The sequence below is a fragment of the Leisingera sp. ANG-M7 genome (assembly GCF_000813965.1).
In the GTDB taxonomy this organism is placed as follows: domain Bacteria; phylum Pseudomonadota; class Alphaproteobacteria; order Rhodobacterales; family Rhodobacteraceae; genus Leisingera.
Genome location: NZ_JWLI01000011.1, coordinates 249,249 through 266,369 on the forward strand (window position 1 = coordinate 249,249; position 17,121 = coordinate 266,369).

Annotated in this window: 12 protein-coding genes; 8 read left to right on the forward strand and 4 right to left on the reverse strand. The window is 59.2% G+C overall.

Annotated elements, in window-relative coordinates; genetic code table 11:
* The first annotated feature begins 136 nt into the window (after nucleotides 1–136).
* From rimP to infB, 4 genes are read left to right on the forward strand one after another with little or no spacing between them, the layout of a single operon-like run.
* The gene (gene rimP / locus RA26_RS14505) at nucleotides 137–727 is read left to right on the forward strand and encodes a ribosome maturation factor RimP (protein ID WP_039184589.1); all 591 of its coding nucleotides are present in this window, start codon (nucleotides 137–139) and stop codon (nucleotides 725–727) included.
* Nucleotides 727–2,343, forward strand: coding sequence for a transcription termination factor NusA (gene nusA, locus RA26_RS14510; RefSeq protein ID WP_039184591.1), 1,617 nt, complete (start codon nucleotides 727–729; stop codon nucleotides 2,341–2,343). The genes rimP and nusA overlap by 1 nt, the downstream gene beginning before the upstream one ends.
* A gap of 26 nt (nucleotides 2,344–2,369) precedes the next feature.
* Nucleotides 2,370–2,990, forward strand: coding sequence for an RNA-binding protein (locus RA26_RS14515; RefSeq protein WP_039184593.1), 621 nt, complete (start codon nucleotides 2,370–2,372; stop codon nucleotides 2,988–2,990).
* A gap of 8 nt (nucleotides 2,991–2,998) precedes the next feature.
* On the forward strand, nucleotides 2,999–5,476 hold the full coding sequence (infB, locus tag RA26_RS14520; RefSeq protein ID WP_039184596.1) for a translation initiation factor IF-2: 2,478 nt from the start codon (nucleotides 2,999–3,001) through the stop codon (nucleotides 5,474–5,476).
* Nucleotides 5,477–5,925: 449 nt separating this feature from the next.
* Here the strand turns inward: infB and mutT are convergent, their stop codons facing one another.
* From mutT to RA26_RS14535, 3 genes are read right to left on the reverse strand one after another with little or no spacing between them, the layout of a single operon-like run.
* On the reverse strand, nucleotides 5,926–6,324 hold the full coding sequence (gene mutT, locus RA26_RS14525; RefSeq protein WP_039184597.1) for an 8-oxo-dGTP diphosphatase MutT: 399 nt from the start codon (nucleotides 6,322–6,324) through the stop codon (nucleotides 5,926–5,928).
* Nucleotides 6,321–7,547 carry a bifunctional glutamate N-acetyltransferase/amino-acid acetyltransferase ArgJ gene (argJ, locus tag RA26_RS14530; RefSeq protein ID WP_039184599.1) on the reverse strand — a complete coding sequence of 409 codons (1,227 nt, stop codon included), beginning with the start codon at nucleotides 7,545–7,547 and terminating at the stop codon, nucleotides 6,321–6,323. Before argJ ends, mutT begins: the two co-directional genes overlap by 4 nt.
* A 2-nt stretch (nucleotides 7,548–7,549) precedes the next feature.
* A complete protein-coding gene (locus RA26_RS14535; protein ID WP_039184602.1) occupies nucleotides 7,550–8,401 on the reverse strand; it encodes a peptidylprolyl isomerase in 852 nt (283 codons plus the stop codon).
* A 177-nt stretch (nucleotides 8,402–8,578) separates the two neighbouring features.
* Between RA26_RS14535 and secA the strand changes: the two genes are divergently transcribed.
* The 3 genes from secA to RA26_RS14550 all read left to right on the forward strand — a co-directional run bounded on the left by secA (nucleotide 8,579) and on the right by RA26_RS14550 (nucleotide 14,054).
* Nucleotides 8,579–11,278, forward strand: coding sequence for a preprotein translocase subunit SecA (secA, locus tag RA26_RS14540; RefSeq protein ID WP_039184604.1), 2,700 nt, complete (start codon nucleotides 8,579–8,581; stop codon nucleotides 11,276–11,278).
* Nucleotides 11,279–11,561: 283 nt separating this feature from the next.
* Nucleotides 11,562–12,476: a hypothetical protein gene (locus tag RA26_RS14545; protein ID WP_039184606.1), complete on the forward strand. Its 915-nt coding sequence runs from the start codon at nucleotides 11,562–11,564 to the stop codon at nucleotides 12,474–12,476.
* A 24-nt stretch (nucleotides 12,477–12,500) separates the two neighbouring features.
* Complete coding sequence (locus RA26_RS14550; RefSeq protein ID WP_039184608.1) at nucleotides 12,501–14,054, forward strand: phosphate ABC transporter substrate-binding/OmpA family protein; 1,554 nt, start codon at nucleotides 12,501–12,503, stop codon at nucleotides 14,052–14,054.
* A 57-nt stretch (nucleotides 14,055–14,111) separates the two neighbouring features.
* Here RA26_RS14550 and RA26_RS14555 read toward each other — a convergent pair whose 3' ends face one another.
* Nucleotides 14,112–15,713 (reverse strand): GMC family oxidoreductase, encoded by a 1,602-nt coding sequence (locus tag RA26_RS14555; RefSeq protein WP_052272433.1) that lies wholly within the window; start codon nucleotides 15,711–15,713, stop codon nucleotides 14,112–14,114.
* Nucleotides 15,714–15,817: 104 nt separating this feature from the next.
* On the opposite strand from RA26_RS14555, the gene RA26_RS14560 reads away from it, so the two are divergent.
* On the forward strand, nucleotides 15,818–17,050 hold the full coding sequence (locus RA26_RS14560; protein WP_039184610.1) for a TRAP transporter substrate-binding protein: 1,233 nt from the start codon (nucleotides 15,818–15,820) through the stop codon (nucleotides 17,048–17,050).
* Nucleotides 17,051–17,121: the final 71 nt, after the last annotated feature.

Sequence of the window (17,121 nt, forward strand, 5' to 3'; positions counted from 1 at the left end):
AATCCCCCCTATATGCCTTTAACAACAGCGGCGCGTTGAACCTCTGGCTCAAGGCTCCACCGGGAATTTCGACGGGCCGCGCGCCCGTTTTTTTGTGTTTGCAGACCCCCGTCTGCGCGCCCCAAGTGGAGGTCTGATGACCAACGACCTGATTGCCAAAGCTGCCATTGACCGGCGCCTGGCCGAGATCGTCACCCCGGTGATCGAAGATCTGGGATATGAGCTGGTGCGAATCCGGCTGATGTCTGGTAAGGCGACCACGCTGCAGATCATGGCTGATAAGCCTGAAGGCGGCATTGAAGTGGATGACTGTGCAGCGATCTCGAACGCGGTCAGCGCAACTTTGGATGTAGAGGATCCGATTCTGGACGCTTACGCGCTGGAAGTGTCGAGCCCCGGCATAGACCGGCCGCTGACCCGGCTGAAGGACTTCGACATGTTCGAAGGCTACGAGGCCAAGCTGGAAACCGAAGAGCTGGTCGGCGGCCGCCGCCGCTTCAAGGGGGAGCTCGCAGGCACTGAGGAAGATGAAGTTCTGATTAATATCGACGATCAGGGCGAGACCGTGACCATCGGTTTGAAATTTGACTGGCTCAGCGATGCCAAGCTGGTCCTGACCGATGATCTGATCAAAGAAATGCTGCGCCAGCGCAAAGAGGCCGGCACGCTGAACGAAGACGCATTCGACGAAATCGAGACCGAAGAGTCTGACGAGGAGAACAAGTAATGGCTATCACCTCTGCAAACCAGCTGGAGCTGTTGCAAACCGCCGAGGCCGTGGCGCGCGAAAAGATGATCGACCCTGGTCTGGTGATCGAGGCGATGGAAGAGAGCCTCGCCCGCGCTGCCAAGAGCCGCTATGGCGCCGAGATGGATATCCGTGTGTCGATCGACCGCAAGACCGGCCGCGCCACCTTTACCCGCGTCCGTACTGTGGTCGCCGATGACGAACTGGAAAACTATCAGGCCGAGATGACCGTCGACCAGGCGCGCCAGTATATGGCGGACCCCGAGGTCGGCCAGACCTACGTCGAGGAAGTGCCGCCGGTTGAAATGGGCCGGATTGCCGCCCAGTCGGCCAAGCAGGTGATCCTGCAGAAGGTTCGCGAAGCTGAGCGTGACCGCCAGTATGAAGAGTTTAAAGACCGCGCCGGCACCATCATCAACGGCCTGGTCAAACGCGAGGAATACGGCAACGTCATCGTTGATGTGGGTGCCGGCGAAGCGATCCTGCGCCGTAACGAGAAGATCGGCCGCGAAAGCTACCGCCCGAATGATCGCGTGCGCTGCTACATCAAGGATGTGCGCCGTGAACCGCGTGGCCCGCAGATCTTCCTGTCGCGCACTGCACCGGAGTTCATGGCCGAACTGTTCAAGATGGAAGTGCCGGAGATCTATGACGGCATCATCGAGATCAAGGCGGTTGCCCGTGACCCGGGCTCCCGCGCCAAGATCGCTGTTATCTCCTATGACGGCTCAATCGATCCGGTAGGTGCCTGCGTGGGTATGCGCGGCTCCCGCGTGCAGGCCGTTGTGAACGAACTGCAAGGCGAGAAGATCGACATTATCCCTTGGAATGAAGATCAGCCGACCTTCCTGGTGAACGCGCTGCAGCCGGCGGAAGTTTCCAAGGTTGTTCTGGACGAAGAAGCCGGCAAGATCGAAGTTGTGGTGCCGGAAGAGCAGCTGAGCCTGGCTATCGGCCGCCGCGGCCAGAACGTGCGCCTGGCGTCGCAGCTGACCAACCTCGACATCGACATCATGACCGAGGAAGAGGAATCGGCGCGCCGCCAGAAGGAATTCGAGGCGCGCACCAAGCTGTTCATGGAAACCCTGGACCTGGACGAATTCTTTGCCCAGCTTCTGGTGTCCGAAGGCTTCACCAACCTGGAAGAGGTTGCCTATGTTGAGCTGGACGAACTGCTGGTGATTGATGGTGTCGACGAAGGCACCGCCGAGGAGCTTCAGGCCCGCGCCCGCGACTTCCTGGAAGCCCAAGCCAAGGCAGCGCTGGATGCAGCGCGTGCACTGGGTGCCGAAGACAGCCTGATCCAGTTTGAAGGCCTGACCCCGCAGATGGTCGAAGCACTGGCGAAGGATGATGTGAAGTCGCTGGAAGACTTCGCAACCTGTGCGGACTGGGAACTGGCCGGCGGCTGGACCACCGACGGCGGCGAGCGGGTCAAGGATGACGGTATCCTCGAACCCTTCGGCGTGTCGCTGGAAGAAGCGCAGGATCTGGTGATGACCGCCCGCATCATGCTGGGCTGGGTCGATCCCGAAGAACTGGAAGCGGAAGCCGCTGAAGGCGAAGAGTCTGGCGAAGAGGAAGGCGAGGCCTGATTTCAGGCTTTGCACGGGAGACCTGCATGACACGCGGCGGCGCAACAAAAGACAGGACCGGCGAAAGCGAGCGCAAATGCATCGCAACCGGCGAGTCCCAGCCCAAACAGGGCCTCATCCGTTTTGTGATGGGCCCTGACGGGCAGGTCGTGCCCGATGTGATGGGTAAGCTGCCCGGCCGGGGTGTCTATGTGGCTTCGAGCCGCGAAGCTTTGGCCACGGCAGTCAAGAAGAAGCTGTTTGCCCGTGGCTTCAAGGCGCAGGTTCAGGTGCCGGGCGAACTGGTACACGAAGTCGAGCGCCAGGTTGTCCGCCGTCTGATCGAACTGATCAGCCTGGCGCGCAAGTCGGGCGATGCGGTGTCCGGGTTTGAGCGGGTCAAGGATTGGCTGGCTAAGGAAGAGGCGCAGGTGCTGATCCAGGCCTCTGACGGGTCGGGACGCGGGAAGTCGAAGCTGAGCACGCCCTACAAGGGCAAATTCATCGGCTGCCTCACGGCGGACGAGCTGGGAATGGCATTTGGGCGCCAAACTGCGATCCATGCTGCCCTCGCCTCTGGCGGACTCAGCAAACGTGTTGTAGATGAGGCGCAACGACTGCAAGGTTTGCGCGAAATGGTGGGCGGCAACGGCCGCACGGAAGGATAAGTAGCTTTATGAGCGATAGTGACGGCAAAAAGACACTGGGTCTGCGTGGGGGTTCCCGTCCGGGGAACGTGAAACAGAGTTTCAGCCACGGACGGACCAAGAATGTCGTGGTGGAAACCAAGCGCAAGCGCGTGGTGGTTCCCAAGCCGGGTGCGGCCAAGGGGGGCAGCGGTGCTGCACCTTCCACATCCGGATCGCGCCGGCCTGCCGGCATCAGCGACGCGGAAATGGAGCGCCGCCTGAAGGCACTGCAGGCCGCCAAGGCTCGTGAGGCTGAGGAAGCTGCGCAGCGCGAAGCCGAGGAAAAGGCCCGTGCGGAAGAGCGTGAACGCCGCCGGGCGGAGCAGGAAGCCAAGGAACGCGAGCAGCGCGAGGCGGAAGAGCGTGCGCGTGCTAAAGCCGAAGAAGAAGAGCGTCAGCGTATTGCAGCCGAAGAGGCTGCCAAGCGTGCTGCCGCTGCTCCTGCACCGGATGCTGCGAAAGCAGAGCGTCCTGCGCCGAGTAAGGCTGCCCCTGCCGCAACACCGCGCAAATCCGAGCGCGAGCGCGAGCAGCGCCCGTCCCGCGGCAAGGGTCGTGATGACAACCGCCGTTCCGGCAAGCTGACCCTGGGCCAGGCAACTGGCGGTGAAGGCAACCGCCAACGTTCGATGGCTGCGATGAAGCGCAAACAGGAACGCGCGCGCCAGAAGGCCATGGGCGGCTCTGTTGAGCGTGAAAAGGTTGTGCGTGACGTTCAGCTGCCGGAAACCATTGTGGTGTCCGAGCTGGCCAACCGTATGGCGGAACGTGTTGCAGATGTGGTGAAATCGCTCATGCAGATGGGCATGATGGTCACACAGAACCAATCGATCGACGCCGATACCGCGGAACTGATCATTGAGGAATTTGGTCACAAGGTGACCCGCGTTTCCGATGCTGATGTCGAGGACGTGATCAAGGAAGTCGAAGACAAAGAAGACGACCTGAAGCCGCGCCCGCCTGTGATCACCATCATGGGCCACGTCGACCACGGTAAAACCTCTATCCTGGACGCGATCCGCAATGCCCGCGTTGTGGCCGGCGAGGCCGGCGGCATCACCCAGCACATTGGTGCGTATCAGGTGAAAACCGAAAGCGGCACCACGCTGAGCTTCCTGGACACCCCCGGCCACGCGGCCTTTACCTCGATGCGCTCGCGCGGTGCTCAGGTAACCGATATCGTGGTTCTGGTTGTTGCAGCTGACGACGCTGTCATGCCGCAGACCATTGAAGCAATCAATCACGCCAAGGCGGCCGAAGTTCCGATGATCGTGGCGATCAACAAATGCGACAAGCCTGCCGCAGACCCGATGAAGGTCCGCACGGATTTGCTGCAACACGAAGTGATTGTGGAACAGATGTCCGGTGAAGTGCAGGACGTTGAAGTTTCGGCGCACACCGGCCAGGGCCTGGACGAACTGCTGGAAGCCATCGCACTGCAGGCGGAAATCCTAGAACTGAAAGCCAACCCGAATCGTGCCGCCCAAGGTGCCGTGATCGAAGCCCAGCTGGATGTGGGCCGCGGTCCCGTTGCCACCGTTCTGGTTCAGAACGGCACCCTGCGTCAGGGCGACATCTTTGTTGTGGGTGAGCAGTACGGCAAGGTCCGCGCGCTGATCAACGACAAGGGTGAACGCGTGCAGGAAGCCGGCCCCTCGGTGCCGGTCGAGGTTCTGGGCCTCAACGGCACTCCGGAAGCAGGTGACGTTCTGAACGTGACCGAAACCGAAGCGCAGGCGCGCGAAATCGCCGCCTACCGTGAGCAGGCCGCCAAGGACAAGCGCGCAGCTGCCGGTGCAGCAACCACGCTGGAACAGCTGATGGCCAAGGCCAAGGAAGACGAAAACGTCTCCGAGCTGCCTATTCTGGTCAAAGCCGACGTGCAGGGTTCCGCCGAAGCCATCGTTCAGGCGATGGAAAAGATCGGCAACGAGGAAGTGCGCGTTCGCGTGCTGCATTCGGGCGTCGGTGCGATTACCGAGACCGATGTGGGCCTCGCCGAAGCCTCCGGCGCGCCGATCATGGGTTTCAACGTCCGTGCCAATGCTTCGGCCCGTAATACTGCCAACCAGAAAGGCGTGGAGATCCGTTACTATTCGGTGATCTATGACCTGGTGGATGACGTGAAAGCTGCGGCCTCCGGCCTGCTGTCGGCGGAGATCCGCGAGAACTTCATCGGCTACGCGCAGATCAAGGAAGTCTTCAAGGTCACCGGCGTTGGCAAAGTTGCCGGCTGTCTGGTCACCGAAGGCGTTGCCCGCCGCTCGGCTGGCGTGCGCCTGCTGCGCGACAACGTGGTGATCCACGAAGGCACGCTGAAGACCCTGAAGCGCTTCAAGGACGAAGTCGCCGAGGTTCAGTCCGGTCAGGAATGCGGTATGGCGTTCGAGAACTACGACGATATCCGCCCGAACGACGTGATCGAGATCTTCGAGCGCGAGGAAGTGACCCGTACCCTCGACTGATAGCTGTTTAATACTGAGTTTTGAAAAGCCCCGGTTTTGATTGGGGCTTTTCCTTTTGGAGTGCATGTGTTCCGCATCGGCACGTGGAAAAGGGCAGCCTGTGGAGCTGCCCTTCGTTGTCTGGCATGTGTGAGTGGCAGCTTAGGCGGCGTTTACTGGATGGCCCGTGTACATCTGCTTCCCAATCCGCACTGCAATTTTCCCGTCCGGGAATGCCCGTATGAAGGTGTCCTGAACCAGAGAATAGCGTCCAATGGAGATTGTTCTTATCATGGCCGCTTCCTGGTCCGCTGATGTGCAGGGCAGTGAGTTGGTTCGCAAGTTAAGACTTGAGCAGAATAGTTAACAAAAGGTTCACGCCATAAGGTTGAAACAGTCAAGCAACCGGGAAGAAGCCTATTAGTCAGTAGAATACGGAACGGCCCAGCAGGGGCCGCGCCGCAAACGCGTTACAGCCAGTCTCTCAAAATAGGGATCAAAGGGATATCTGCTGGCGGCATTGGGTAGTCACGCAGATCCTGCGGTCTGACCCATTTCAGCGTTTGTCCTTCCCTGGCCTGCGGAATGCCGTCCCACTTGCGGCAGGCAAACAGCGGCATCAGCAAATGGAAATCCTCGTAAGAATGGCTCGCGAAGGTCAGCGGTGCAAGGCAAGAAGCCCAAGTGTCTATGCCAAGCTCTTCGTGCAGCTCTCGGATTAACGCGGCCTCAGGTGTTTCACCCGGCTCGATCTTACCACCGGGAAACTCCCACAAGCCCGCCATGGATTTGCCTTCAGGCCGCTGCGCCAGCAACACCCTGCCGTCGGCATCGATGAGGGCAACGGCAGAGACTAGAACCGTCTTCATGAGCGGTAGTCCGCGTTGATCGAGATGTACTGATGCGTCAGGTCGCAGGTCCAGACAGTGGCTGCTCCGCTGCCAAGACCCAGATCCACCTTTATGATGATTTCCTGCTTTTTCATTTCCGCTGCGCCCAGTTCTTCTTTGTAAGCCGGCGAGACCCAGCCTTTCTCCGCTACCAGAACATCGCCGAAAGAGATCGATAGCAAATCACGGTCGGCAGCTGCGCCGGACTTTCCAATCGCCATGACCACGCGGCCCCAGTTCGGGTCCTCGCCGGCGATTGCGGTTTTCACCAGCGGTGAGTTGGCAATCGCCATGCCATGAACTTTGGCGTCTGCATCCGAAGCTGCACCAGTCACCTGGATCTCCACAAACTTTGTAGCGCCTTCACCGTCACGCACGACTTGGTGAGACAGATCAAGCATGACCCGCTCCAGCCCCGCAGCAAACTCTGCGTTGCCAGTTGCATCCACTCCAGAGGCGCCCGTGGCAAACAGCATCAAACTGTCTGAGGTGGAGGTGTCACTGTCCACGGTGATGCAATTGAAGCTCCGGTTGCAGGTCTCAGCCAGCTGCGCCTGCAGTGCGCCCTGCTCCACCTTTGCATCGGTGAAGATGTAGACCAGCATTGTCGCCATATCCGGTGCGATCATGCCAGAGCCTTTGGCGATGCCGGCGATCTTGACCGTTTTACCATCTATGCCAACGGTGGCGCAGGACCCTTTGGCAAAGGTGTCTGTGGTCATGATGGCCTTGGCAGCTCCTTCCAGTGCGCCTTCTTCCAAAACGCCGTTCAGTTCGCCGATCTTAGCAACAATTCGGTCATGCGGCAGCGGTTCGCCAATGACGCCGGTGGACGCGGTAAAGACGCGTTCGACCGGTACGCCAGTCTCTGTGGCAACAGCCGCAGTGATCTCTGCAACCGAGTTTTGGCCGTAGTGGCCGGTGAAGGCATTTGAGTTGCCGGAGTTCACCAGAATTGCCGCCCCGGCGTCTGCAGATCCGCCAAGTTTGGCTTGGCAGTCCAGCACTGGCGCAGATCGGGTTTTGGACCGGGTAAAGACGCCGGCAACCGCTGTCCCCGGATCCATGACCGCCAGCATCACGTCAGTGCGGCCCTGGTACTTGACTCCTGCGGCAGCGGATGCAAAGCGCACGCCCTTGATCACCGGAAGGTCAGGGAAGCTGGCAGGCGCCAGCGGCGAAACGGGCATGGGTTTGGCCATGATCAGTTCCTTACCAGGCTGAGATCTTTGAGTATGGCCGGATCAAGGTCCTCAATCTCAGGCCGTTCGATTTCCGCAGCTGCAGTTAGCTCGTTCACCCGTTCCTCAACCGCTTTCTGGCGCAACTCATCAGCCAGCACGGCACGGACTTCCTCGAATTCGGGCGCTTCTGTCTTGCGGCGCTCGTTCAGCAGGATGATGTGCCAGCCAAACTGCGTTTGGACCGGACCCGAAACTTCCCCGGAGCCCAGCTTAAGGACAGCCTGTTCAAACTCTGGCACCATGCGGCCTGTGGTAAACCAGCCGAGGTCGCCGCCGTTCGGGCCGGAGGGACCGGTAGAGCGTTCTTTTGCCAGCGTAGCAAAGTCAGCGCCTGCATCCAGCTCGGCCTTGACGTCCAGCGCGTCTTCTTCGGTTTCGACCAGGATATGAGCGGCGTGAAATTCATCACCGCCTTCGCCGGCGGAATACTTCGCATCATATGCCGCGCGCAGTTTCTCCTCGCCGCTAGCCTTGTCCATGACCGTTTCGATTACCTCCGCGGCCAGCAAGGCGCGTTTTTCATTTTCGACCGAAAGCTCGACATAGTGGGGCACCTGCTCCCGAAGCTGCTGCTTCAATGCTGTTTGCTGGATCAGCTGATCCAGGATTGCGTTGTAGAGGACGTCATCGGGCAGTTGCTTGTACTGCGCCGGCAGGTTTTCGCGTGCCATGACCATATGGCCAATGGTGATCTCCTCGCCATTGACCGAGGCAACCACCGTGTTTGCATGCGGAGATGCTGCTGCGGCCAGCGGCAGCGCAGTACAGGCGGCAACCGCCATACCGCGCAGAAATGTGAGACCTTTACGCATTGAAACCTTCCTATTCCTTGGCCGTTAAGGGCCGTGCCGTTGACACTCTATACCCTGCCGCTTACATCGCCATGAGGCCATTGGCAGGACCGTCTTTCCACCATTGTTTATGGGTTGCGGTCACGGCGGGCAAGCCTGCCCGATGCTTGGGCCGGATATAGGATCGCTGGAGAAGATATGCTGGGTTTCGGAACAATCGCCAAAAAGGTTTTCGGTACACCTAACGACCGTAAAGTCAAGGCGACACGGCCGCTGATTGCTCAGATCAACGGGCTGGAAGATGACTTCGCAAAGCTCAGCGATGACGGGCTGATCGCCAAGACCGAAGAACTTCGCAAGCGGGCGCTGGATGGCGAAAAACTGGATGCGCTGCTGCCTGAAGCCTTTGCCAATGTGCGGGAGGCGGCCAAGCGGGCCTTGGGCCTGCGTGCATTTGATACCCAGCTGATGGGTGGTGTTTTCCTGCATCAGGGTAACATCTCCGAGATGAAGACGGGCGAAGGCAAGACTTTGGTGGCGACTTTCCCTGCCTACCTGAACGCGCTGACGGGCAAGGGCGTGCATGTGGTCACGGTGAACGAATACCTGGCCAAGCGCGACAGCGAATGGATGGGCAAGGTATTTGCGCAGCTCGGCATGACCACCGGCGTTATCTGGTCGGGCCAGCCAGATGCAGAGAAGATGGCTGCCTACCAAAGCGACGTGACCTATGCCACGAATAACGAACTGGGCTTTGATTACCTGCGCGACAACATGAAGCCGTCTCTGGACCAAGTGTTCCAGAAGCAGCATAACTTTGCCATCGTTGACGAAGTTGACTCGATCCTGATCGATGAGGCCCGTACTCCGCTGATCATCTCTGGTCCTGCGGAAGACCGCTCCGAGCTCTATTCCACCATCGATAAAGTGATCCCGTTGCTGGCGGAAGATCATTACGAGATCGACGAGAAAACTCGCGGCGTAACTTTCACTGAGGAAGGCAACGAGTATCTGGAGCAGACCCTTCGCGAACACGGTCTCTTGGAGGCCGAAGCATCGCTTTATGATCCGGAAAGCACCACAGTTGTTCACCATGTCAACCAGGCTCTGCGCGCACACAAGCTGTTCCAGAAGGACAAGGATTACATCGTCCGAGACGGCCAGGTGGTGCTGATCGATGAGTTCACCGGCCGGATGATGCCAGGCCGCCGACTTTCCGAAGGCCTACACCAGGCCATTGAGGCCAAGGAAGAGGTGCAGATCCAGCCAGAGAACACCACTCTGGCCTCCGTGACCTTCCAGAACTACTTCCGTCTTTACGACAAGCTTTCCGGCATGACCGGTACCGCAATGACGGAAGCCGAGGAATTTGCAGAAATCTATGGTCTGGGCGTTGTTGAGGTGCCGACCAACCGTCCGATTGCCCGGGTTGACGAGGACGATCAGGTTTACCGAACCGCCCGTGAGAAATACGAGGCGATGATCAAGGAAGCCAAAGTTGCCCACGAAAAGGGACAGCCGGTCCTTCTGGGCACAACCTCGATCGAAAAGTCGGAACTGCTGAGCCAGATGCTGCAGCAGGAAGGTATCCCGCACAACGTGCTGAATGCACGCCACCACGAGCAGGAGGCGCAGATCGTCGCAGATGCCGGCCGCTACGGCGCGGTGACCATCGCTACCAACATGGCGGGCCGCGGTACCGATATCCAGCTCGGCGGTAACGTCGAAATGAAGGTGCTGGAGGCGCTGGCGGCCAACCCCGAGGCCGATCCAGCGGAACTGCGTGCCGCCGAGGAAGCCAAACACGCGGAGGAAAAGCAGAAAGTGCTGGATGCCGGCGGCCTGTTTGTGATGGCGTCTGAACGTCACGAAAGCCGTCGCATCGACAACCAGCTGCGCGGTCGTTCCGGCCGTCAGGGCGACCCGGGCCGCACCCGCTTCTATCTCAGCCTCGAAGACGACCTGATGCGGATCTTCGGCTCTGAGCGTCTGGACAAGCTGCTGTCGTCTTTGGGCATGAAGGAAGGCGAAGCGATTATCCATCCTTGGGTGAACAAATCGCTGGAACGAGCCCAGGCAAAAGTCGAAGGCCGCAACTTTGACATGCGCAAAAACGTGCTGAAGTTCGACGACGTGATGAATGATCAGCGGAAGGTGATTTTCAAGCAGCGCCGCGAAATCATGGCTGCTGAAGACCTGTCGGAAGTCACCAATGACATGCGCCATGAAGTGATCGACGACCTGCTTGACGTCCATATGCCGCCCAAAACCTACGCTGACCAGTGGGACACGGAGGGCTTGCAGGAACAGGTCCGCGAAATGCTGTCCATTGACGCGCCGGTTGCAGACTGGGCAGCCGAAGAAGGTGTTGACGATGAACAAATCCGCGAGCGGCTGGTGCACGCGTCCGATAAGATGATGGCGGAGAAGGCTGAGGCCTTTGGCCCGGAAAACATGCGCAACATCGAAAAGCAGGTGCTGCTGCAGACCATCGACAAGAAATGGCGCGAGCATCTGCTGACGCTGGAGCATCTGCGTTCCGTGGTGGGGTTCCGCGGCTATGCGCAGCGTGATCCGCTGAACGAGTACAAAAACGAGAGCTTCCAGCTGTTCGAAAGCATGCTTGACAGCCTGCGGGAGGAAGTCTCCCAGCAGCTCAGCCGGGTGCGTCCGATGACTGAGGAAGAGCAGCAGCAGATGCTGATGGAGATGGCAGCCCGTCAGGCAGCCATGCAGCAGATGGCGGCACAGGCCACTGGCGCGGAAGCGCCGGCAGACGCAGCCGCGCCAGGTTTTGTTGAGGACGACCCGTCAACATGGGGTAATCCTTCGCGCAACGACAAGTGCCCGTGCGGATCCGGCAAGAAGTTCAAGCATTGCCACGGCAGCTTGGTCTGATTGACCTCTAGTTTCTATCGAGCTCCGGTTCCGCGGCTCTTGGCGGGCTACGTGACAGGATACTTGGTAAAGACCGCTTCCGTCAGGCGCTGTGCTGTGTGCAGCGCCGGGCGTAAGGCCGCTGCGCGGCCCCAAAAAACCGCAGGCGCGGGAGCACCTCTGAATTTGTTTCCAGGGCCGCAACGAAGGCTGGTAATTCGCCGGATTTTCTCCCGCTTGCAGCCATAAACTGGCCGTCATTGTGGGGCAGGCTGTGTAAAGCAGTCTGTCTCAGGAGGGCTTCATGCTGACCAAACAGGTAATGCTGACAGGGGCATTGACGCTTGCAGGTGCCTTGGGCATCGGCGTCTATATGCAGGCATCCGACACGCGTTGGGGGACCAGCGGAACCGGCCAGCCCGCCGCGGCAGATGCTGAAACCTTTTCGGAGCCGGAAACGGAGAGCCTTCTGATCGAGAAGATTTCTCTGACTTCTGCGCCTTCGGGTCCGTCTTCTGAAACAACTGGTTTGCCAAGGGCAGAACCGGCGACTGAAGCCTCCTGCCAGGCGACGGCTAAAGCCGAAGCAGCTCCTCTGGCAATGGTTAAGCTGTCCGTTGACGCCCCGTGCCGCCCGAATGAGCGTCTTACAGTGCATCACAGCGGGATGAGCTTCGCCGTTTCCCTGGATGACACTGGGAGTTACGAAACTTTTGTGCCGGCCTTGACACGAACTGCTGTGTTTATCGCTGAAACTCAAAGCGGTTCCGGTGCTGTAGCGGTGGCCGAAGTTGATGGTATCGAAGATTTTGAGCGTGTCGTTGTGCAGTGGAGCGGTAATAGCGGGCTCGAATTGCACGCCCGGGAATTCGGTGCCGTTTATGGAGGTGAGGGGCACGTCTGGCACGGTGCAGAGGACCATGCTGGCATGGGCCGGATCGACCGGCTGGGAGAGCAAAGCTTTCTGGCTCCGCGGATCGCAGAAATTTACAGCCTGCCCTCAAGCCTGCCGGGCCAATCCGGAACAGTGTCGTTGACGGCAGAAGCCGAAGTGACCGGAGGAAATTGCGGACGGGATATCTTCGCACAAGCGCTGCAACTGACCGGTGGTATGCTCAGCAGCCGCGACCTGGTGATGGTAATGCCGGATTGCGAAGCTCAGGGAAGCTTTCTGGTGTTGAATAATCTTCTCGAAGACCTGAAGATTGCCGCCAACTGATTTGCGGTAACTTCAGGTATCCACATGACCTTCTTGCGTGCGGCCGTTTGTGCCGCACTTTTTCTGACAGTCCTGGCACGCGGTCTTGCAGCTCAGGATGTCACGCTGTCTTCTCCAGATGGCACAGTTGAGATCACCGGCACGCTGCTGGGGTTTGATGGCGAATTCTACCGGGTTCAGACTCAATTCGGTGAGCTCACCGTGGATGGCTCCGGTGTGGCTTGCGATGGGCCTGGGTGTCCCAGCCTTTCTGGTTTTGTTGCGGAGATCACTTTTGCTGGATCTTCCGTCATGTCGGAGGTGCTTTTGCCGGCGCTGATTGAAGGCTTTGCGTTGCGCAATGGCTACCAGACACGCCGGGAGCCGTTGCCTGAGGGTAACTTCAGTCATGTCTTGCTGCGAGGACAGAAGCCCGCCGCACGGTTTACTTTTGCAGTCAGTAATACAGATGCCGGGTTCGCAGCGCTTGTCGCGGATGAGGCTGATGTTGCGATGGCGACGCGTGAGATCCGCGTTCTGGAAAGGAAGGCCGCGCGGGCCGCAGGTTTGGGAGATTTGACCGGGACCGGGCGCAGCAGGGTGCTGGCGCTGGATGCCTTTGTTCCAGTTGTCGCGCCGGCCAATCCCGTTCGTGAGATTACCTTGCCGCAATTGGCAGGTATCTTGTCCGGCCGGATCAGCAACTGGCAGGAGCTTGACGGTCCCGATGCTCCCATTTCCATACATATGCCTGTGTCCGGGTTCGGTCTCTCGCAAGCAGTCGAAGACAAGCTGATGGTGCCAACCGGTTCAAGCTTTACTGCCAAGATCAACCGTCATGACCGCAGCAGCACGCTGGTCCGGCGGGTTTTGATTGATCCGTTTGCCATAGGCATAGCCAGTTACGCTGAGAAAGGCGCAGCCCGGGTTTTAACCCTTTCAGGACCTTGCGGATTTTCGTTGCAGGCCAGCCGGCAGGCGGTAAAGACCGAGGATTACCCTTTGACTGTGCCGATGTTTTTATATTTGCCGGCCCGGCGCCTGCCTAAGGTAGCGCGCGACTTCCTCGCTTATGTGCGCGGACCCGCTGCGCAGGCAGTGATACGCCGTGCCGGTTTTGTCGATCAGGCCCCGGAACTAATCCCGGTGAGCCGCCAGGGGAACCGCCTGTCCAATGCTATTCTGGCGGCAGACCATAAGGCGGGCTTGGCTGAATTGCAGCGGCTGGTGACCGTGCTGGGAGGGATGCGGAGATTAACAGCCACGTTTCGGTTCGAGCCGGGATCTTCGCGCCCTGACGCCCAGTCCCGCAGCAACATCGAACAATTGGCCCGGGCACTCGAAACAGGTGAGTTCGATGCGCAGGAGCTTGTTTTCGCGGGTTTTTCCGACGGGGTTGGCCCGGCGGATGGCAACCGGCAGATTGCGATGAAGCGGGCTGGCGCTGTGCGTGACGCGGTGATCAAGGCTGCGGAAACCGCAGACGTCAGCCGCGTGAAGATTCGGACTGAGGGTTTTGGTGAAGTCTTGCCGATGGCCTGCGATGATAGCGATTGGGGCCGACAGATCAATCGGAGGGTAGAGGTCTGGGTACGGTAAGCGTGCCTCTGCTTTCTCAGCTTTACCAGAACCCTAAGTATTAGATCTCATTATGGTTTAACCAGTTTTGGCAACCAGATCACTCGCCTTTTCCCCAATCATGATCGCGGGTGCGTTGGTGTTGCCGGAGACGATTTCCGGCATGATGGAGCAATCGGCAACACGCAGCCCTTCGACGCCGTGAACGCGCAGCTTTTCATCTACCACTGCATTCTCCCCCGCTCCCATCTTGCAGGTGCCAGTGGGGTGATAAATTGAAACCGAGTTGCTGCGCGCCCAATCCAGTGTTCCTTCGTAATCTTCCATTGCCAGGCCAGCGCTGGGGCGGAATTCCTCGGCAATCTTGGATGCCAAAGGATTATGCCGGGCAATGCGCCGGGCGATATTGATGCCGTCGACGATTGTCCGGCAGTCGGTCTCGGCGGACAGGTAGTTCGGAATGATTTTGGGGTAGGTCCTGGGGTCCGGTCCGTTCAGCCGGATTTCGCCCCGGCTTTCGGGGCGCAGCTGGCAAACTGACATCGTGAAGGCGGAGAATGGATGTACCCCTTCGCCGGGACTGTCTGCCGACCAGGGCTGCACATGGAACTGGATGTCGGGTGTTTCCACTTCAGGCCGGGTTTTCATGAACCCGGTTGCGAGGCTCGCCGCCATGGTCATCGGTCCTGCCCGAAACAGCGCGTACTTCAAGGCGATCCGGGCCTGGTTGAAGAGGCTGCGGACCTCATCGTTGAGCGTCGGCTCATTGCATTTGTAGACAAGCCTTGCCTGCAGATGGTCCTGCAGCCCTTGGCCCACCCCGGGCAGATCGACAAGTGGTTCGATACCATTGGTCTGCAACTGGTCAGCCGGGCCGATACCTGACAGCATCAAGGTTTGCGGCGAATTGATAGCGCCGCCGGACAGTATCACTTCCCTGCGGGCCGTAATAGTGTGGTGCTGGCCTGCTTTGTCCAGATAGCTGACGCCTGTCACCCGGCGCCCGTCTAGATTTATCTTTTCGACGAGGGCATTTGTGATGATCTGAAGATTAGGCCGGTTCCGCGCAGGCTTAAGGAAGGCGACTGCCGCACTGCATCGCCGGCCGTTGCGGGTGGTGAGCTGGAAGTAGCCGACGCCTTCTTGCTCCGCCCCGTTGTAATCGGGGTTGAACGGGTATCCCGCTTCCTGTGCGGCTGCCACCCAAGCGTCGCAGATTGGGCGCTGGATACGCATGTTTGAAACTGCCAGCGGGCCGCCTGTGCCGTGGAATTCATCTGCGCCGCGCTCTTGGTCTTCGGAGCGCTTAAAGAGTGGCAAAACATCTTCCCAGCCCCAGCCTTCGTTGCCCATCTGGCGCCAACGGTCGTAGTCCTCCTTCTGGCCGCGGACATATAATAGTCCGTTCAACGAGGAAGACCCTCCTAAAACCTTGCCTCGCGGCCAATCAATAGAGCGGCCATTGAGACCCGGATCCGGTTCAGTCCTGTAGCACCAGTCCACTGCCGGGTTGTGCATGGTTTTGAAATAGCCGACCGGAATATGAATCCAGGGGTTCGTGTCACGTCCTCCGGCTTCCAGCAGAACCACCTTGTTTTGCGGGTTTGCACTTAGCCGATTGGCGACAACACAGCCGGAAGACCCAGCGCCGATGACGATGAAATCCGCGTCCAAATCCATTCCTCCCGAACACTCAATGAAAAAACTTCTATACAGGATGCGTAAATTGGTCTAGCGTTTTTTGATACGAAACGTCTCAATAATTGATCTTAGGGAGGAGAATTATGGGGCTGACTAACAAATTTGGCCGTATTTCGCGGCGGGATCTGTTCCGGGTGGCAGGGACTTATGGGATGAGCTCGACCCTTCTGGCCGCTGGGAGCTTTGGTGGCGCGATGAGCCTGGCGAATCTCGCGTCCGCTGCGGAATCAACCTATGAAAAACGCTATGCAAAACCCGCCAAGCACACGCTGAAGTTCGGCGCCTCGGGCTTCAACGCGCGCAACCTGCTGATTGAACGTGCCGGCGCGCTGGAGTTCGCCCGCGATCTGGAGGCCCGCACTGACGGCGAGATCCGGATCGAGTTCATCGGCGACAACCAGATCTGCGGCCAGCTGAGCTGCGTTGAGAAAACGCAGCAGGGCATTGTCGATATCTATGCCGCTTCGACCCAGAACTCGGCTGGCGGTGCACCTTACCTGAACGTGTTGGACTACGCCTTCATGTTCCCGGGCCGCGCCTCGCAGTATCATTTCCTGTATCATCCCAAGAGCCAGGAAATCCTGCGCGACCCGCTGGAGAAGCGCCACGGGCTGAAGTTCCTGTTCAGCCACTGCGAACTGCGCGGCATCCAGCTGGGCCTGAAATACAAGGACCAGCCCACCATCACCAAGCTGGAGCAGCTATTCGGCACTAAGAACCGCGTCACCGGCACCCAACTGGGCCGGATCGCGATGAACGCGCTGAACCTGAACCCGGTGCCGGTGGCCTGGGAAGAGACTCTCGACGGACTGAAGCAGGGTCTGATCGACGGCGCTGAAACCTGGGCCTCCGCAGTGGCCTATGCCAACATGGCGCCCGTGGTTTCGCAGTCGGTCGATCTCAAGTTCTTCTGCGGCACTGAGCACACTTCGATGTCGGCCAAGGTCTTCGACGGCCTCGAAGGCTATCTGCAGGACGCGGTGATGGAGAGTGCGTATTGGGCGCAGGCCCATGTGCAGGCGGCAAACGAGGCCGCGCTGGTCAAAACCGTCGGTTTCTCCGACCCGCAGCTGCCGGGAACGGTGTTTGCGGAACACGGAGTGCGCCCGGCCTTCCTGCCGGATAGCGAGATCCGCATGGCCGAGGAAATGTGCTCGCCCGAGTTCCAGCCGCAGCTTTGGGAGCAGTGGCGTGACCGGCTGAACAAGTGGGCCGGCGGCATCGACACCTATCAGGAAATCTACAACATCGCCCGCGAAGTCGACAAAGACATGAAGCCCGAAAACGTGGAACCGCGACGCTGGTGGAAGGGCTGACAAAGGCCTGAACAAAGAGCATGGGGCCGGCGCCAGATTGCGCCGGCCTTGTTTGCCCGGCAGGATCACAG